At 61.5% G+C, this 16,555-nt stretch carries 15 protein-coding genes; 5 read left to right on the top strand and 10 right to left on the bottom strand.

All coding sequences use genetic code 11. The features are described from left to right. Positions 1-87 precede the first annotated feature (87 nt). Positions 88-507 carry a RidA family protein gene (locus ACYAS9_RS12650; RefSeq protein WP_463568634.1) on the bottom strand — a complete coding sequence of 140 codons (420 nt, stop codon included), beginning with the start codon at positions 505-507 and terminating at the stop codon, positions 88-90. A 25-nt stretch (positions 508-532) separates the two neighbouring features. Continuing rightward, a complete protein-coding gene (locus tag ACYAS9_RS12645) occupies positions 533-1,672 on the bottom strand; it encodes a tyramine oxidase subunit B (protein WP_463568633.1) in 1,140 nt (379 codons plus the stop codon). A gap of 97 nt (positions 1,673-1,769) precedes the next feature. Between ACYAS9_RS12645 and ACYAS9_RS12640 the strand changes: the two genes are divergently transcribed. After that, positions 1,770-2,663 carry an AraC family transcriptional regulator gene (locus tag ACYAS9_RS12640; protein WP_463568632.1) on the top strand — a complete coding sequence of 298 codons (894 nt, stop codon included), beginning with the start codon at positions 1,770-1,772 and terminating at the stop codon, positions 2,661-2,663. Here ACYAS9_RS12640 and ACYAS9_RS12635 read toward each other — a convergent pair. Genes ACYAS9_RS12635 through ACYAS9_RS12625 form a run of 3 tightly spaced genes read right to left on the bottom strand, consistent with a single transcriptional unit; the run spans position 2,620 to position 5,640 of the window. After that, entirely contained in the window at positions 2,620-3,270 is a 651-nt protein-coding gene (locus ACYAS9_RS12635) for an RraA family protein (protein ID WP_463568631.1), read from the bottom strand. The genes ACYAS9_RS12640 and ACYAS9_RS12635 overlap by 44 nt on opposite strands. 19 nt (positions 3,271-3,289) lie before the next feature. After that, positions 3,290-4,270 (bottom strand): hydroxyacid dehydrogenase, encoded by a 981-nt coding sequence (locus ACYAS9_RS12630; protein ID WP_463568630.1) that lies wholly within the window; start codon positions 4,268-4,270, stop codon positions 3,290-3,292. Positions 4,271-4,281: 11 nt separating this feature from the next. Next, positions 4,282-5,640, bottom strand: coding sequence for an MFS transporter (locus ACYAS9_RS12625; RefSeq protein WP_463568629.1), 1,359 nt, complete (start codon positions 5,638-5,640; stop codon positions 4,282-4,284). A 192-nt stretch (positions 5,641-5,832) separates the two neighbouring features. Between ACYAS9_RS12625 and ACYAS9_RS12620 the strand changes: the two genes are divergently transcribed. Beyond that, complete coding sequence (locus ACYAS9_RS12620; protein ID WP_463568628.1) at positions 5,833-7,353, top strand: IclR family transcriptional regulator domain-containing protein; 1,521 nt, start codon at positions 5,833-5,835, stop codon at positions 7,351-7,353. A gap of 9 nt (positions 7,354-7,362) precedes the next feature. On the opposite strand, the gene ACYAS9_RS12615 is transcribed toward ACYAS9_RS12620, so the two are convergent. Next, entirely contained in the window at positions 7,363-8,238 is an 876-nt protein-coding gene (locus ACYAS9_RS12615) for an AEC family transporter (protein WP_463568627.1), read from the bottom strand. Between the two features lie 109 nt (positions 8,239-8,347). Between ACYAS9_RS12615 and ACYAS9_RS12610 the strand changes: the two genes are divergently transcribed. From ACYAS9_RS12610 to ACYAS9_RS12600, 3 genes are all read left to right on the top strand, one after another. Further along, the gene (locus ACYAS9_RS12610; protein ID WP_463568626.1) at positions 8,348-9,034 is read left to right on the top strand and encodes a metallophosphoesterase; all 687 of its coding nucleotides are present in this window, start codon (positions 8,348-8,350) and stop codon (positions 9,032-9,034) included. A 315-nt stretch (positions 9,035-9,349) separates the two neighbouring features. Next, on the top strand, positions 9,350-10,537 hold the full coding sequence (locus ACYAS9_RS12605; RefSeq protein ID WP_463568625.1) for an acyl-CoA dehydrogenase family protein: 1,188 nt from the start codon (positions 9,350-9,352) through the stop codon (positions 10,535-10,537). A gap of 9 nt (positions 10,538-10,546) precedes the next feature. Then, positions 10,547-11,647, top strand: a complete 1,101-nt coding sequence (locus ACYAS9_RS12600; protein WP_463568624.1) for a sigma-54 interaction domain-containing protein — start codon at positions 10,547-10,549, stop codon at positions 11,645-11,647. Positions 11,648-12,402: 755 nt separating this feature from the next. On the opposite strand, the gene ACYAS9_RS12595 is transcribed toward ACYAS9_RS12600, so the two are convergent. The 4 genes from ACYAS9_RS12595 to ACYAS9_RS12580 form a co-directional block, all read right to left on the bottom strand. Further along, positions 12,403-13,143 (bottom strand): ABC transporter ATP-binding protein, encoded by a 741-nt coding sequence (locus ACYAS9_RS12595; RefSeq protein ID WP_463568623.1) that lies wholly within the window; start codon positions 13,141-13,143, stop codon positions 12,403-12,405. Positions 13,144-13,197: 54 nt separating this feature from the next. Next, the gene (locus tag ACYAS9_RS12590; protein ID WP_463568622.1) at positions 13,198-14,520 is read right to left on the bottom strand and encodes an ABC transporter substrate-binding protein; all 1,323 of its coding nucleotides are present in this window, start codon (positions 14,518-14,520) and stop codon (positions 13,198-13,200) included. Positions 14,521-14,581: 61 nt separating this feature from the next. Continuing rightward, positions 14,582-15,649, bottom strand: coding sequence for a branched-chain amino acid ABC transporter permease (locus ACYAS9_RS12585; RefSeq protein WP_463568621.1), 1,068 nt, complete (start codon positions 15,647-15,649; stop codon positions 14,582-14,584). A 12-nt stretch (positions 15,650-15,661) separates the two neighbouring features. Next, positions 15,662-16,543, bottom strand: a complete 882-nt coding sequence (locus ACYAS9_RS12580) for a branched-chain amino acid ABC transporter permease (protein WP_463568620.1) — start codon at positions 16,541-16,543, stop codon at positions 15,662-15,664. Positions 16,544-16,555 lie beyond the last annotated feature (12 nt).

Here is a 16,555-nt window from a genome sequence, read left to right as displayed (position 1 = left end):
CCACAACATAGTTTGAATGTGCCGGCCTCTTCGCGAGCTTGACGCTCACTCCTACGAATGCGGTGAATCCAATAATTATTCGTGTGCCTATGCCAAGGTGATCTGCATCACTTTGGCTTGCGAAGCGCCGCGGTAGGCGGTCACTTCCAGTTCGACCTTGTAGACGGTCGAGCCCAGCGGTGGGCAGGTCACGGTACTGGCCGGGTCAATGCCGCGAAACTTCTCGCCGATGATGTTCATTACGTGCGGCACATCGGCCGGGTTCTGGATAAACACCCGCGAACACACCACGTCCGCAAGGCTGGCATCCACCGCCGCCAGGGCCGCTTCGATGTTGGCGAACACCTGGTGGGTCTGCTCGGTCAGGTCCTCGGGAATCTCTTTGGTCTGCGGGTTGCGACCTGCGGTGTTGGACACGAAGATCCAGTTGTCGACCGCGACCAGGCGCGAGTAGCTGGCCTGCTCTTCGAATGTCGAGCCGGTCTTGAGTTTGGTGATTTGAGTCATGTTCACTTCCTTTAAAGAGATTCAGTCAGCTGAGGACCGGGGTTTCCCAGAGGTTCAGCTTCACGCCGATGCCGCGTTCGATGGCGTTGCGGTACACCACCGTGCCCCACGCCACATCCTCGACCGGCATGCCGCCCACCGACATCAGGATGATTTCTTCATCGTTCAGGCGCCCCGGTGCGTCACCGGCGATGATCTTGCCGATGTCCTCGACCTGCTCCGGCTGCAGCAAGCCCTCGGCGATCATGTCCATGAAACGCACGCCGATCACCGGCACGCAGTGGTGCGCAGGCTTGGGCAATTCGTGAAACCAGGCCTCGTAAAGGCCGGTGTTATCGACCACCTTGCGCACATCGGCCTGCTCCATGCCGGCGTCGATGTTGCAAGCGGCCGGCATGGCCAGGAAGGCACCGGGCTTGACCCACTCACGCTTGACCTGCGGATAGGCCGTCGGGTCGCCGACTTCGCCGGAGCTGCAATAGGTCACCAGGTCCGAGCCGCGCACCACCTCTTCAAGGGTGTCGACCACCTGAACATTGACGATTTGCGGGAATGTCACGCGCACCCAGGTCAGGAAATCGTCCAGGCTGCGCTGGCCACGGCCCTTGATCTTGATTGTGTCGATCTGCGGGCACACCGCCATGAAGGCGGCGACTGAAGTCTTGCCCATCACGCCAGGACCCAATAAACCGATCACTCTGGAATCCTTGCGCGCCAGATGCCGGGCGCCAACCCCCGGAATCGCACCGGTGCGGTAGGCCGACAACAGGTTGGCCGACATATGCGCCAGCGGCGCGCCGGTGTCCGGGTCATTAAGGGTGAACATCAGAATCGAGCGCGGCAGGCCCTTGTCGCGGTTGGCGATGTTGGAGCCGTACCACTTGACGCCAGCGGTGCAGAAATTGCCGCCCAGATAGGCTGGCATCGCCATCATGCGCCGGTCAGCCGTGGGCTTGGGCATGTTCGGAAACGGCGAGTTTTCCGGAAAGATCACCATGGCGCCATGCGAGTCGTTATTGGGACCCGCCATGCGGTAATCGCCGTGGTACAGCAGGCCGAACATCTCCTCCATGGTGTCGACGCACGAAGGCATGTCGGTCACCCCGGCGCGGATCATGTCCTGCTCAGACAAGTAGATAAAGTCGATCTTGGCGTTGTTGGTCATGTTTATCTCGACGCACTGAGACATAGTTGGCGGCTGGCGTTACACCGCTTGAGGCCTGCCACGCTTAACGCTGTCTGGACAAGGTGATATCGAGTTTATGAAGAGCAATCCGGAGCGTATTGTAAAAATCGGACATGCCCTGCCCGCTGGCGCTTTTCTCCCTGGCGATGCCTGCGAGCAGCCTTGGTTTGTGCTCAATTCATCGCGCTATCGGGTGATCAACACCGCGCATCCGGCGATTTCGCACTTCTATGCGCTGGACATCGAGACGCCGGCGGATCAGACCTTCGCGGTGCCCGATGGCTGCGTCGATATCCTCTTCGACTGTGACGCCAGCCGCCCCGGCGCCAAGGTCTGTGGTACGCCACTGCAGGCCCAGCGCGTGGATTTGCTGCACCGCCACCGTTACTTCGGCGTGCGTTTCCGGCCCGGTGTGATACCGGGTTTCGTCAAGGGCATGGTTGAGGATCTGGCCGAACAGCAAGTCGACCTGCAAGAGCTGTTGCCGGGGGCGCAATCAATGATCGAGCGCATGGCAGGCACTGTGCTGTTCGGCGAGCAAATGGCGTTGTTCAATCGCTTTGCCGCACCGGGGCTGGCGCCAGACACCTCTGAAGTCACGGCCATGATCATCCGCCAGGTGCTGGCGCACCGCGGCGATGTTCGTATCTGTCGGCTGGAAGCCTTGAGCGGCTACACCGGCCGCACATTGCAACGCCTGTTTCGCCAGGACACCGGCATGACGCCCAAGACCTTTTGCCGGATCATCCGCTGCCAGGCGGCGTTGAACCGCATTGGCGCGGGGGCTGAAGTGTCGTTTTCCGAGCTGGCGCTGGACTTGGGCTTTACCGATCAGTCGCATTTCTTGCGCGACTTTAAAAAGCTGGTGAGCACCACGCCCAATGATTATCACCGGCGCGTGGTGCAAGGCTCGTACGGAGCGCGGATCAGTATGATGAACCCTGAATGCTCGCCCGCACCTTTTCCCTGAAGCTGTTCTCGAAACCGTCCTGCACCTTGAGTTTTTCCAGCAACGAAGGCACTGCATGGCGGTTGATGACGATGATACCGTCGCGATCGCCCAGAATCGCGTCACCCGGGTTGCACACCACATGGGCGCACGCCACCGGTGTTCCGACCTGACCGGGTCCGGACTTGGAGGGTCCTGCCGGATTGACCGCCCGTGCGTAGGTGGGCAAGCCCATGACGTCCAGCTCTTCGACATCGCGCACGGCGCCGTCGATGACCACGGCCGCAACCTCTTTGGCCAGACAGACCTCGCCGAGCAAATCACCAAAGACGGCCCGGTTGGTTTCGCCGTTGGCGTTGATCACCAGCACATCACCCGGCCGGGCATCGTCCAGTGCGCGGTGGATCGCCAGGTTGTCACCCTCACGGGTCAGGATCGGAAGGATGGTGCCGAAGAACGACGCCTTGCCTGCGACATGGCGAACCACCGACGCCATCATGCCCATGCGTTGCAAGACATCGCCGATGAGAGCGACCGGGTAGTGCGAAATGGCTTCCAGTGCAGCCAGGTCCGCGCGCTCCCAAGGCGTTGCAACGCCAATGTTTTCAGCCGATACGTTTATAAACATGTTGACCTCGATAGCAGTATCAAGCCTGGCGCAGCAAGGCGGCCACGGGCTGGTTGACGGGATGCACCGGTGCTTCACCGCGCAGCACGGCGGCAATCGCCTCGACCGCACTCATGCCGACGCGCAGCAGCGACTCGTCGGTCTGCCCGGCCACGTGCGGGGTCACGATCAGGTTCGGCAGCCCGGCCACAGGAAAGGTGTTGTGCTTGAAGGGATCGATCATGTCGATGTTCTCGGCATCCAGCACATCGACGCCGGCTCCAGCCAGCTTGCCGCTGCGCAAGGCGTCGGCCAGAGCGCTTTCATCGACCACGCCACCGCGACTGGTATTGATCAGCACCGCACCCTGTTTCATCTTGCCCAACTGTGCAGCGCCCAGCAGGTTGCGGGTGCCCGGCAACAGCGGTACATGCAGGCTGATGACGTCGGAAGTGGCCAGCAAAGTGTCCAGGCTGACACAACGCTTGTCGGCGCTGGCGTCATAGGCCGGGTCGGTAAACAGCACGTTCATGCCGAAGGCTTCGGCCACTGGTGCGACAAGCTGGCCAATGTTGCCAAAACCGATCAGGCCCAGGGTACGGCCTTCAAGCTCGATACCGCTCAGGGCCAGCCGGTCGCGGGCCCAGTTGTCGTTGCGGGTCTGCTCGGAGGCGGTGTGCAATTTTCTACTGATCGCCAGCAACAGCGCGAAGACATGCTCGACCACGCTGCGGCCATTGGCGCCCGGCGCATTGGTCACCCAGATACCGTGTTCGGCGGCGGCAGCGGTGTCGACGTTGTCGTACCCGGCACCATGCCGGGCGATGATTTTCAGGCGTGGCGCGGCGGCGATGCGCTCGGCGGTCATGTGCCCGCCGCGCAGGAACACGGCATCGACCTGGTGTTTGATCTCATCAAAGGTGACTGCGTTAACGCCGTAGCCCAGGCGAACCTCGCCGTAGGCCGAAAGCGCGTGCAGGACCTGTTCATGAATGGGGCTGGTAACAAAAATCAGAGGCATGACAGATCCACTCACTTGAATTGATGGTTATCGGTGTTTTGGCTCGAGGCGTCGTGCGGGCGAACCGTGGAGATGACCCACAACCCCAGCAGGCCTGCGGCACACAGGATGTAGCTGGGCGCGGACAGATCACCGGTGCTGCCGGTCAGCCAGGTCGCCAGATACGGCCCGGCACCGCCGCCGATCACCGCGCCCACGCTGTGCCCGAAGGCCACGCCGGTATGGCGGATGTGCGTCGGGAAGAATTCCGGCATCGCCGAATAGGTGCCGGCTACGCACAGGGCGTAAGGAATCATCAGGATGGCCAGGCCCAGAATCGCGTAAGTGATGTCGCCTTTCTGCATCAGCATGAACGCAGGAATCGACAGCAATGCGTAGCCGGCATACGAGTAGCGCAGCAACGAGCGGCTGCCGCGCACAGAACCCAGCTGCCCGGCCAGCGGAATCAGAAAGGCCGCCAGGGTCACGGCAATCAGCACGATGGTCGACGCCTGGCCCTTGGAGTACTTGAGTACCGAGCTGAAATAGGAGGCGATGAACACGGTGCCAATGTAGGTGCCCACGTTCTGCACCAGGGAAATCATGATGACCTTGCCGAGCTGGGCCGGGTATTCACGAACCAGTTGCATGAAAGGCTGGGTTTTCTCGACCGCGCCGCCCTCTTTATGTGAGGAGAACTCCGGGCTGTCTTCGATGCTCAGGCGCATGTACAAGCCGATGATGCCCAGCGGCAGCGCCAGCAGGAACGGTACGCGCCAGCCCCAGTCCATCATTTGCGGATCGGTCAGGAAGGCCGCAGCCAGACCGGCAATCGCCGCGGCCAGGCCTTTGCCGAACTGAGCGATCGAGGGCAGGAAAGAAATGTACAGCGCACGGCGATTGGCCGGTGCCCACTCACGAATGTAGCTGGCCGCACCACCAATTTCGCCACCGGCTGAAAAGCCTTGCAGCATGCGCAGCAACACCAGAAAGATCGGCGCCCAGACGCCGATCTGCGCGTAACCGGGCAGCAGCCCGATCAGGGTCGCGGCGGCGCCCATCAAGGTGATGCTGGCAATCAGGCTGGTACGCCGGCCTACCTTGTCGCCCAGCCAGCCGAACGCAATCGCGCCCAAGGGCCGGACCAGGAACGCCGAGCCAAACACCAGAAAGGTATTGAGCAAGCCGGTAGTCGGGTCGTCCGAAGGAAAAAACACCATGGCCAATGTGGCGGCCAGATAGCCGTACACACTGAAATCGTAGTACTCGACAAAAGTGCCAAACACCGCCGCGCGGGTGGCCTTCTTGGCTTTGCGGGTTTGTTCGGATGTTGTTTCGGATGGCTCCGTGGCCAGGCTCACGGTGGCTGCAGCAGCATTATTGTTATTCATGGCACTCCCCATTAATGGGACTCCGGGTTTATCGGATTCGATCGTACAGCGCAATTACAAAAAATGGGACAACGTCCTGTTTTGTTTTTATAGAATCTCCAAGCCACTGATCCTTGTCAACCGCCACATGCAATTGCGATTCGATGGCCTTAACCCGCAAAATAGCGCTCCCCTGCGGCGACCTACTCGAAGATGAACCAGGCAAACCCGGCAACTCCCGCTGTAACCCGTGCTGCAGCCACCTCCAGCCATACTCGGCTGATCGAAGTCATCGACGCGCTGGTGCGACGAGTGGCATCTGAACCCTGGGGCGTGCGGGAATTGGCGGCTGAACTGAACGAGAGCCGCAGCACCGTCAACCGGTTGCTGCTGTCGTTGGTCGAACGAGGGTTTGCGGTCGAGGCAGGTACAGGGAAATACAGCCTGGGACCACGGCTGAAAGTCCTTGCCCATTCGCTCAGCGAACACAGCACCTTGCTGGGTGCCTGCAAACAGCTGTTTGGCGCACTGGCTGACAGCACCCGGCATACCGCGCTGCTTTCGATTTTCTCAGCGGTAGACCAGGGTTATTTCGTGGCAGCGTGCAGCGAGTCGAAAGGCACGCTAAGTTTCAGGCCGGAGCTGGGGGTTATTTATCCGCTGACGTTCGGCGACATTGGCCGGCACTTCAGCGATTTTTTGCACATCAAGCCTGCAGACGCTGACAGCTCGATGGGCGCGCAAGGCTCCCCGCTGATGGCCGAATCGGAATTTCCGCGAGCGCTGTCGATCGCGCTGCGTACCCTGCCCAATGGCCTGACCGTGGCCGTGTCGCTGCACTCTTTCAGTGAGGCATCGGCGACGGATGATCCAGTGCAGAACGCGGACCTTGAAGCCGTAATCGGCAACATCGATGCGCAGGCCGGTGCGCACTGCACGCATGACATCCAGCACCTGAGCGAAGCGCCTGAAAGCGATGCCAAATCCACTGTTGCCCGGCTGGAGCGGCTGCTGCAAATGGCCTGTGCTTGCCCGAACGGCTTTCGCGATGGCGCCCGAATCCACGACCACCTGCTGTGCAACGGCATCACCGCCAGGCGCCTTATCCAGTCGGCCGCTCAAGAAGATTTGCTGGCCAGTGCCGAGCAGCAATTGTTCCCCGGCCCCAGGCTGTATCAATGGGCGGCCAGAATCGCAAGCGAACCGGTCGATATCGCGCAGTTATGCCGCACCATCCTGCAGGAACTGGTGCAGGAAACCGGAGAAACCGTGGCGTTTCTCAGCTATGACCGGCACACGCAAACAGCAAGGTTTCTGGAGGTGCTGCAAGGCTGGCGGCCCATCCAGTACAAGTTGCAGACCCATGTCGATGTGCCGCTTTACGCAGGCGCTGCGGGCAAGGCCGTGCTGGCGTGGCTGGACCCGGCAGTGGCCGGCTCTCTGCAACTGACGCCGATCACCGAGGCGACCATCACCCAGGCAGATACGCTGGCCGCCGACCTGCAAGACATCCGCGCACGTGGCTGGTCCACCGGGGATGGCGAGCGAGTGCCCGGCGCTTTCGGCCTGGCGGCGCCCTGGTTTGTCGACGGTGAAGTGCGCGGCTCCATCTCGGCAACCATCCCGCAGTACCGCAAGGATGATCAGGAACTGCCGAAAATCGCCCAGCGAATGCTGGACGCCGCGCGCAAGATTGAAAACCTGTTGTCGGTGGGTGTGACGTTTACCGGGTAAGCGCCATGGCTACATCAACCCCGCCAGCACCACCGGCAGCCACACGAACGACAATACGGTGGAACACATCACCAGATTGGCGACTTTCTCCGGCGATTGATTGGCACGCACCGCCAGCAGGTAATTGAACACCGCCACCGGCATCGCCGACTGGGTGATCAGGATCGCCCTGGCCAATGGCTCCATGCCCAGCGCGATACCGATGATCCACCCCACCGCCGCACCCAGCACAATACGCAAGGCGCCTTGCAGCATGCCGCTGGCGACATGGTGCAAACGGATACTGGCCAGCGACACGCCGAGGGTCAGCAGCATCAGCGGAATGGTCATGCCGCCCAGCAGATCAACCGTGTTCGCCAGCCAGCGTGGCAGGTGCAGGTCGAAGAAGATGATCGGCAATGCCAGCACCAGGCTGATCAACACCGGATTGCGCATCAGGTCCTTGAGCGAGGCGGCACCGCCTGACAAGGCAATTCCGAAGGTGAACTGGAAGATCGACAGGGTCAGAAAAAACGCCACTGCCAGCGCCAGGCCGTGATCGCCGAAGGCGTACAGGCTGATCGGCAAGCCCATATTGCCGGTGTTGGGAAACATGAAGGCCGGCACCAGCACCCGCCAGTGCTGACGGAATGCCTTGCTGACCAGCAGGCCGATCAATGCCATGGCAATCATGCTCAGCACACAGGCCACGGCCATGCTGGTGAACGCTGCGGAATCGAGGCGGGTACGGCTCAGGGTCGACAGCACCAGCGACGGCGTGCCGATGGTCATGACCAGCCGGGCGATAAAGTCGGTCGGGTAATTCTGTCCTTTGCGCGCCCAGGCATAGCCGATGAGCGAAACGATGAACACCGGTGCCAAAACGGCGAATAACGAAGCCAGCACGGGCTTTTCCTCCCTGAAAAAAGCGTCATGCTGAAGCCGATGCGGTTAAGGTGCAACAAATGTTGCGATTTGTTGCCTCAGAGCCATTCACCTCAAGGATCCGGTGCCTATGCACGCAAAGCTACTGAGACTGCCGCCCAATACCCAAGGCCGGGATTTTGTGGTCGGCGACATCCATTTCAAAATCACCGAGTTGTTCGAGGGGCTTGAGGCGCTGGGGTTTGATCGCGCGGTTGACCGGGTAATCGGCGTCGGCGACCTGATCGATCGCGGGCCCGGTGTGCTGCAAGGCCTGAAACTGTTGGGCGAGCCCTGGTTTTATGCCGTGCAAGGCAACCACGAACAGATGCTGATCCGCGCCTGGCTGGACAATCCCGATGTGCCCTACTCCGCACACGGCGCGCGCTGGTGGATGAACATTGCCGATGAGTCCAAGGACATGATCATCGCCAGGCTGCAAAGCCTGCCGATCGTGATCGAAATCGAATCAGCGCACGGCACCGTCGGCGTCCTGCATGCCGATGTGCCGGCCGCCATCAACTGGTCGATGTTCATTGAGCACCTGCATGACCCACGCATCGAGCAAACCGCGCTGTGGGGTCGCGAACGCATTCTCAAGCAAAACACTGACGGCATTAATGGTGTCTGGCGCGTGTGCGTCGGCCATACCCGGCTGCGCGCCCCGCAGCGGCTGGGCAATGTCATGGCTCTGGATTGCACCGGTGGCGGTGAAGGCCCGCTGGGCATTTATTGCGTACAGGACGACACGCTTTATACCGACGGCCTGGCGGTCTAGACGCAGGCTGCACCGGCCCCTTGCATTGATTACTCAGGGTTTGCGCGGTTTATGGCAAAAAATACATTGCAAGATATGGGGTGGTATTACCTGATGTGTCTGAATGACCTGCCTGCGGCCTGCCGAGTGTTTATCTGTCAACACTTGCGCCGCTGTTGTCCCAGCAACACCTGATCCACAGTTGTCCGCCGTAGCAACACGTCGTCCTGGCCGATTAAACCCAGCAACTTGCTGTTTCATAACGGGTTTTTAAACATGGAACGGTGCTTGCTGTGTAAACGTCACCTTCCTTGTTCCAGGACATCGTGACCCCTCATGAGCCTCAATCAACAAGCCATCCCGATCAACCCGTTGCAGGCCGTGCGCGAGCTCACGCCGTGGTTTGCCGAAACCGCCGTCGAGCGCGATGCCAAGGGCGGCACGCCCAAGGCCGAGCGCGATGCGTTGCGCGACAGCGGCCTGCTGGGCCTGGTGATCCCCCGCCAGTACGGCGGCCTGGGCGCCAGTTGGCGGGACACCTTTGAAGTGGTGCGCGAAGTCGCCCGGGTCGACAGTTCCCTGGCCCACGTGTTTGGTTTCCATCACCTGATGCTGGCCACCGTGCGGCTGTTTTCCAGCCCTGAACAGTGGCAACCGTGGTTCGAGCAAACCGCCCGTAACCACTGGTTCTGGGGCAATGCCCTGAACCCGCTGGACACCCGTACGGTGCTGCGCAAATTTGCGGGGTGGTATGAGTTCTCGGGCAAGAAGAGCTTCTGCTCCGGTGCCAGCGACTCGGAAATGCTCATCGCCTCGGCCATCGACGAAAACGCCGGCGGCAAGCTATTGATCGCCGCCATCCCCAGCGGCCGTACCGGCATCAGCCTGCATGACGATTGGGACAATATCGGCCAGCGCCAGACCGACAGCGGCAGCGCCACGTTCGAGCGCGTGCGCGTCGAACACTCCGAATTACTGCTTAATCCGGGCCCCTTGAGCACGCCGTTTGCCGGGTTGCGCCCGCTGATTGCCCAGTTGCATTTCGCCAATCTGTTTCTTGGCATCGCCGAGGGCGCCTTTGAAGAAGCGCGTCAGTACACGCTGAAAGAAAGCCGGCCATGGTTTCGCTCAACGGCCGAAAGCAGCGGCGAAGACCCTTATATCCTGCGCCACTATGGCGAATTCTGGGTGGGCCTTGAAAGCGTGCGGTTGTTGATCGAACGCGCCGCCCACCTGCTCGACGAAGCCTGGAGCAAGGAGCACGACCTCAGCAGCGAAGAGCGTGCGCAACTGGCGCTGGCAGTGGGGACGGCCAAGGTCGCCGCCACCCGCCACGGGCTGGACATCTGCAATCGGCTGTTCGAGGTTACCGGCGCCCGCGCCACGCACGCCTCGCTGCGCTTTGACCGCTACTGGCGCAACCTGCGCACCCAGACCCTGCACGATCCGGTGGACTACCGCATCCAGGAACTGGGCGACTGGGCGCTGAACGGTACGCGCCCTGTTCCGTCCTTCTATTCGTAAGGTTCGCCCATGCATTTGCTGACCCTGCCACCCTCCCCGACCCTGGCAACGTCCATCAGGGCCACGGCCCAGGTCTTCGAAGACCCCAAGTCGCAGGCACTGCTGGCCCATGTGCAACAGGTCGCGCCCAGCGAAGCCAGCGTGCTGATCATCGGCGAGACCGGCACCGGCAAAGAGCTGGTCGCCCGGCACATCCATAACCTCAGCGCGCGCAAGACCGGGCCATTCGTGGCGGTCAACTGCGGGGCCTTTTCCGAATCGCTGGTCGAGGCCGAGCTGTTCGGCCATGAAAAAGGCGCGTTCACCGGTGCTTTAGCGGCCAAGGCCGGCTGGTTCGAAGAAGCCAGCGGCGGCACGCTGTTTCTCGACGAAATCGGCGATTTGCCGATGGCCATTCAGGTCAAGCTACTGCGCGTGCTGCAAGAGCGTGAAGTGGTGCGTTTGGGTTCACGCAAGAGCATCCCGATCAATGTGCGGGTGCTGGCGGCCACCAATGTGCATCTGGAAAAGGCCATCAACGCCGGACACTTTCGCGAAGACCTGTACTACCGCCTCAACGTGGTCAGCCTGCAGCTTTATCCGCTGCGTGAGCGGCCCGGCGATGTACTGCCACTGGCGCGGCATTTCATCAACCAGTACAGCCAGCGGCTGGGTTATGCCGAAGTCACGTTGGCCGAGGACGCGATCAAACGCCTGACCGGCTACGGCTGGCCGGGCAATATTCGCGAGCTGGAAAACGTCATTCATCACACGCTGCTGATTTGCCGCGAGCGGTTGATTCGCGCCGAAGACCTGCACCTGTCCAACCTGCGCATCGAGCGCGAAGACGACAACCGCCCGCGCGATGAAACCGCCGAGCAACTGCTGCAACGCGCCTTCGTGCGTTTGTTCGAAGAGCAAAGCGGCGCCCTGCATGAGAAGGTCGAAGACAGCCTGCTGCGCGCCGCCTACCGCTTCTGCCATTACAACCAGGTACACACCGCAAGCCTGCTGGGCCTGTCGCGCAACATCACCCGCAGCCATCTGATCCGTATTGGCGAGCTGGTGGTGAACAAGCGCAAGCCGGCGCAAAGCTCACAAGGCAACCGCCTGGTGCACCTGTCGATCTGACGCCGAATCGCAATAACTGACCTTATTGAATTTAAAATTCACCTCTTGTGTAGGAGCGCGCTTGCCCGCGATTGAGTGCGAAGCACTCACAGAACTCTGCGAAACGCTGAACCTTCACGACTGCTAACGCAGCCGGTCGTCGTTATGCCGCCCAAGGCAAGCGCGCTTGTGTCGTACTCAGTATCAAGGCCAACCCAAAACCCGTAGGAGCGAGCGACAGCTCGCGAAGGCGAAGGTACATTCACCGCAAATGTGCTGATTTCACTGGCCCTTTCGCGAGCTGGCGCTCGCTCCTACGTAATTTGTGTCGTGCTCAGTATCAAGGTCATCCCAAAACCCGTAGGAGCGAGCGCAAGCTCGCGAATGCGAAGGTACATTCACCGCAAATGTGCTGATTTCACTGACCCTTTCGCGAGCTGCGCTCGCTCCTACGAAACGTGTGTCGTGCTCAGTATCAAGGCCATCCCAAAACCCGTGGGAGCGAGCGCCAGCTCACGAATACGACGGTACATTCACCGCAAATGTGCTGATTTCACTGGCCCTTTCGCGAGCTGCGCTCGCTCCTACGCAATGTGTGTCGTGCTCAGTATCAAGGCCAGCCCAAACTCTGTGGGAGCGAGCGCAAGCTCGCGAATGCGACGGTGCAGTCACCGCAAATGTGCTGATTTCACTGACCCTTTCGCGAGCTGCGCTCGCTCCTACGTAATTTGTGTCGTGCTCAAGGCTGACGCGCAGTTGGCTTGAGAACACAGTTGTTAAGCCGCCCCGCCCAGATAAAAATCGTGTATGTCCTCACGTGCAGCCATCTGCCGCGCTTCTCCTTGGTCCACCACTCGCCCGCCTTCCATCACATAGGCGTAATGCGCATGGCGCAGCGCGACGTCGATGTTCTGTTCGGCGAGCAGAAAGCTCACGCCTTCGCGGGCATTGAGGGCGGCGACGATGTCGAAGATCTCGTCGACCAGTTGCGGCGCCAGGCCCATGGACGGCTCGTCGAGCAGCACCAGGCGCGGGCGGGAGATCAGCGCGCGGCCCAGCGCGACCATTTGCTGTTCGCCGCCCGAGGTGTAGCCGGCCAGGCTCTTGCGCCGGGTTTGCAAGCGTGGAAACCAGTCGTAGATGCGCGCCAGTTCGTCGCGTACCTGGCCGCGTGACATCCGGGGTCGGGCGAAGGTGCCGGTCAGCAGGTTTTCCTCGACTGTGAGGTGCGCAAAGCAATGCCGGCCTTCGAGCACCTGCACCAGTCCATCGCCGGCCAGGGCCTGGGCTGAGCGGCGGGTGATGTCGTTGCCCTGGTAATGCACGCTGCCGCGCACCACCTCGCCACGTTCGGCACGCACCAGCCCGGTGATGGCCTTGAGCGTGCTGCTCTTGCCGGCACCATTGGCGCCGAGCAAGGCGACTATCTGGCCCTGCCCGACGTTCAGCGACACGCCTGCCACGGCGAGGATCACCTGTTCGTACACCACTTCGATATTGTCGACTTGCAGGATCATCCCGGCCTCCAGCGATAAGGGCCGGACACAGGGTCCGGCCGGGTTGAACGGCGATCAGCCTTCCTTGCTGCAATCGCGCGGGGTAATGCCCTTTTCCTGGGCGTACTTGTGCGACGAAGCTTCGATGATCGGCCGCAGCAACGCACGGTCAGCCTGGACCCAGTCGCTGATCAGGTTCCACTTCTCACCGTCCCACTGCTGGAAGCGCACCGCGCCACCGCCTTCGTGGTCGGCGCATGACAGTTGCAGCGGCTGCACCAGGCCCTTGGCGCCCAGCGCTTCAAGGCGTGCGTCATCCAGTTTCAGGTGCTCGAAGCCCCAGCGAACCTGCTCGCCGGTCAGCGGCTGCTGGCCGAATTTCTCTTGAGCGATGCGCAGCGCTTCGATATTGAGAATGCCGTTGACCACACCAAGGTTGTAATACACGGTGCCGAAGCGCTTGGGGTCGGCCAGGTCGCCCTGACCCTTGTCGACCACCTGCTGCTTGATGCCTTGGAGCACCGGGAACGCGGTGCCGGACGGGTGCGTGGTGATCGCGATAAAGCCCTTGGCCGCGCCGCCAGCGGGCGTGGCGTCTTCTTCGGAGTTGCTCCAGATATTGCCGATGATGTGGTCGGCCGGGTAACCGACCTTTTGCGCGGTCTTCAGCGCCACCGGGTTCATCACGCCCCAGCCGCGCAGGATCACCCAGTCGGGCTTGATGCGGCGGATGTTCAACCACTGCGATTGCTGCTCGTTGCCGGGGTGCGGCACCTCCAGCAAGGTCAGTTCGAAGCGGTATTTGTCGGCCAGGGTCTGCAACACCTCGTTGGTTTCCTTGCCGTACGGCGAGCCGTGGTACAGCGTGACGATCTTCTTGCCCTTGAGCCCGGCCAGCCCGCCGCTCTTGTCGCCGATCCAGTTGATGATCGCCGACACTTCGGAATACGGGTTCAACTGCAACGGGAAGGCATACGGAAATACGCTGCCGTCGGTGGAGTCGGTGCGCCCGTGGTTGATGGTGATCAATGGCAGCTTGTCGGCGGTCGAGCGCTCCAGCGTGGCGTAGGCGATGCCCACTGACAGCGGGTTGGTCGCGGCAGCCGGCGCGCCATTGAGGCCTTTTTTCAGGCGCTCGTAGCATTCGACGCCCTTCTCGACCACGTACTCGGTTTCGCACTCGCTCCAGGTCAGCTTGACGCCGTTGACCCCGCCGCTGGCGTTGACGTACTTGAGGTAGTCGATAAAGCCACCGAAAAATCCGGTGCCGCCGGCGGCATACGGGCCGACCCGGTAACTTTGCAGCGGAAAGTACTGCTCGGCCTCGGCCTGTGCCGAAAAAGACGCAGCAAGGCCCAGCGCCAGGGCGAGGCCGCCGGCGATTGCATGTTTGATCATTATTAAATCCTTGTTGGAATCAGTTGGCAGACAGGGATAGGGTCAACGCCCAAGGGTTCGCTCAGTAGCGCAGCGGCCAGAGCCGTGCACGCTCGCGGAATTTTTTCCAGAGGCGCGCCAGGCCCTCCGGTTCTTTGATCAGAAACAGGATGATCAGCGCGCCAAACGCCATCTTCTGCAGGTTTTCCAGCTGCCCTGCCGCGATCAGTCCGGCCGGCAGCAGCGTGGCCAGGTTCGACAGCAACAACGGAAACAGCACGATAAAGGCCGCGCCCAGGAAGTTGCCGAGAATGCTGCCCAGCCCGCCGATAATGATGATGAACAGGATCTGGAACGAGCGGCTCAGGTCAAAACCGTGCGGCTCCACAGTGCCCAGATAAGTGAACGCCCACAACGCGCCGGCAATTCCCAGGTAAAAGCCGCTGATGGCAAAGGCCAGCAGCTTGGTCTTGAGCAACGGGATGCCGATCACGGCGGCAGCGGTGTCCATGTCGCGCACCGCCATCCAGTTACGCCCCAGCTCACTGCGCACCAGATTGCCGGCCAGCCAGAACAACGCCAGCACCACGCCGAGGGTCAGCAGGTAGCGTCCGGCGGGCGAGGCAAAATCGATACCGGCAATCTGCAACGGCGGTGCGCTGATCACTCCGGAGGCGTTGTCGTTGGAGAACCAGCTGAAGCGGGTCAGCGCCCATTGCACGAAAAACTGCGCCGCCAGGGTCGACACCAACAGGTAAAAGCCCTTGATGCGCAGGCTCGGCAAGCCAAACACGATGGCCACCGCCGCCGCCGTCAGGCCGCCGAACAGCAGGCTCACCAGCAGCGGCAAACCCGGAACCCGCAGCTCGACGTTGTAGGTTGCAAACGCGCCCACGGCCATGAACGCCGCCGAGCCCAGTGACAACTGCCCCGCGTAGCCGGTCAGCAGATTAAGCCCAAGGCCGGCCAGCGACAGCACCAGAAACGGGATCAGAATGGCGCTGAACCAGTAATCATTGCCCAGCCAGGGCACCACGCCAACGGCCACGACCGCCAGCAGCGCCACGCCGATACGGTCCTGGCGCAGGCGAAAAAAGCGCCGGTCCTCGCGGTAGCGAGTGCTGAACTGGCCGGCTTCTCGGTAGAACATAGTCACCACTCCTTAGACGCGCTCGATGGCGCGTTCACCGAACAGACCCGCCGGGCGCACCAGCAAGAACAACAGCGCCAGCACATAGGGAAACCAGTTTTCCAGGCCACCGCCGATCACCGGGCCCAGATAGACCTCGGCAAGCTTTTCCGAGGCGCCGATGATCAGCCCACCGACGATGGCACCGCTGATCGAGGTAAAACCGCCGATGATCAGCACCGGCAGCGCCTTGAGCACAATCAACGACAGCGAAAACTGCACCCCGAGCCGCGCGCCCCACAGCAGCCCGGCAACCAGACCGACAAAGCCGGCCACCGCCCAGACCACGACCCAGACCCGCTGCAAACGAATGCCCACCGCCTGCGCGGCCAGCGGATCGTCGGCCACGGCGCGCAATGCCAGGCCCATGCGGGTGCGGTTGAACAGCAGCGACAGGCCGACCACCAACACCCCCGCAGTGGCCGCCGCGAACAGGTCGAAGGCCGAGAGCAGCATGCCGTGCAGTTCCAGCGGTTCGTCGCTGATGCCCAGTTCCAGGCCATGCACTTGCGCGCCCCACAACGCTTGCGCCGCGCCCTCGATGAGGTACGACAAACCCAGCGTGGCCATGAACAAGGTGATCGGCGGGCGATTGACCAATGGCCGCAGCACCACGCGCTCGACCGCCACGGCCAGCGCCAGCATCACCGCCAGTGTGATCAGCAGCGCCAGCCAGAACGGCACGCCACGCTCCAGCAGGCTGACAAAGGTCAACGCGGCAAACAGCACCATGGCGCCCTGGGCAAAATTGAACACCCCGCTGGCCTTGTAGATCAGCACAAAACCGATGGCGATCAGTGAATACATCACCCCCGCCAACAGGCCGCCAATCAGCACCTCAAAGAAAAATTCCATGGTTGTTTTCCA

Source organism: Pseudomonas sp. HP_08 (assembly GCF_055284095.1).
Note: the sequence above shows the minus strand (reverse complement) of the source record. Positions and strands in the feature narration are given on the sequence as shown.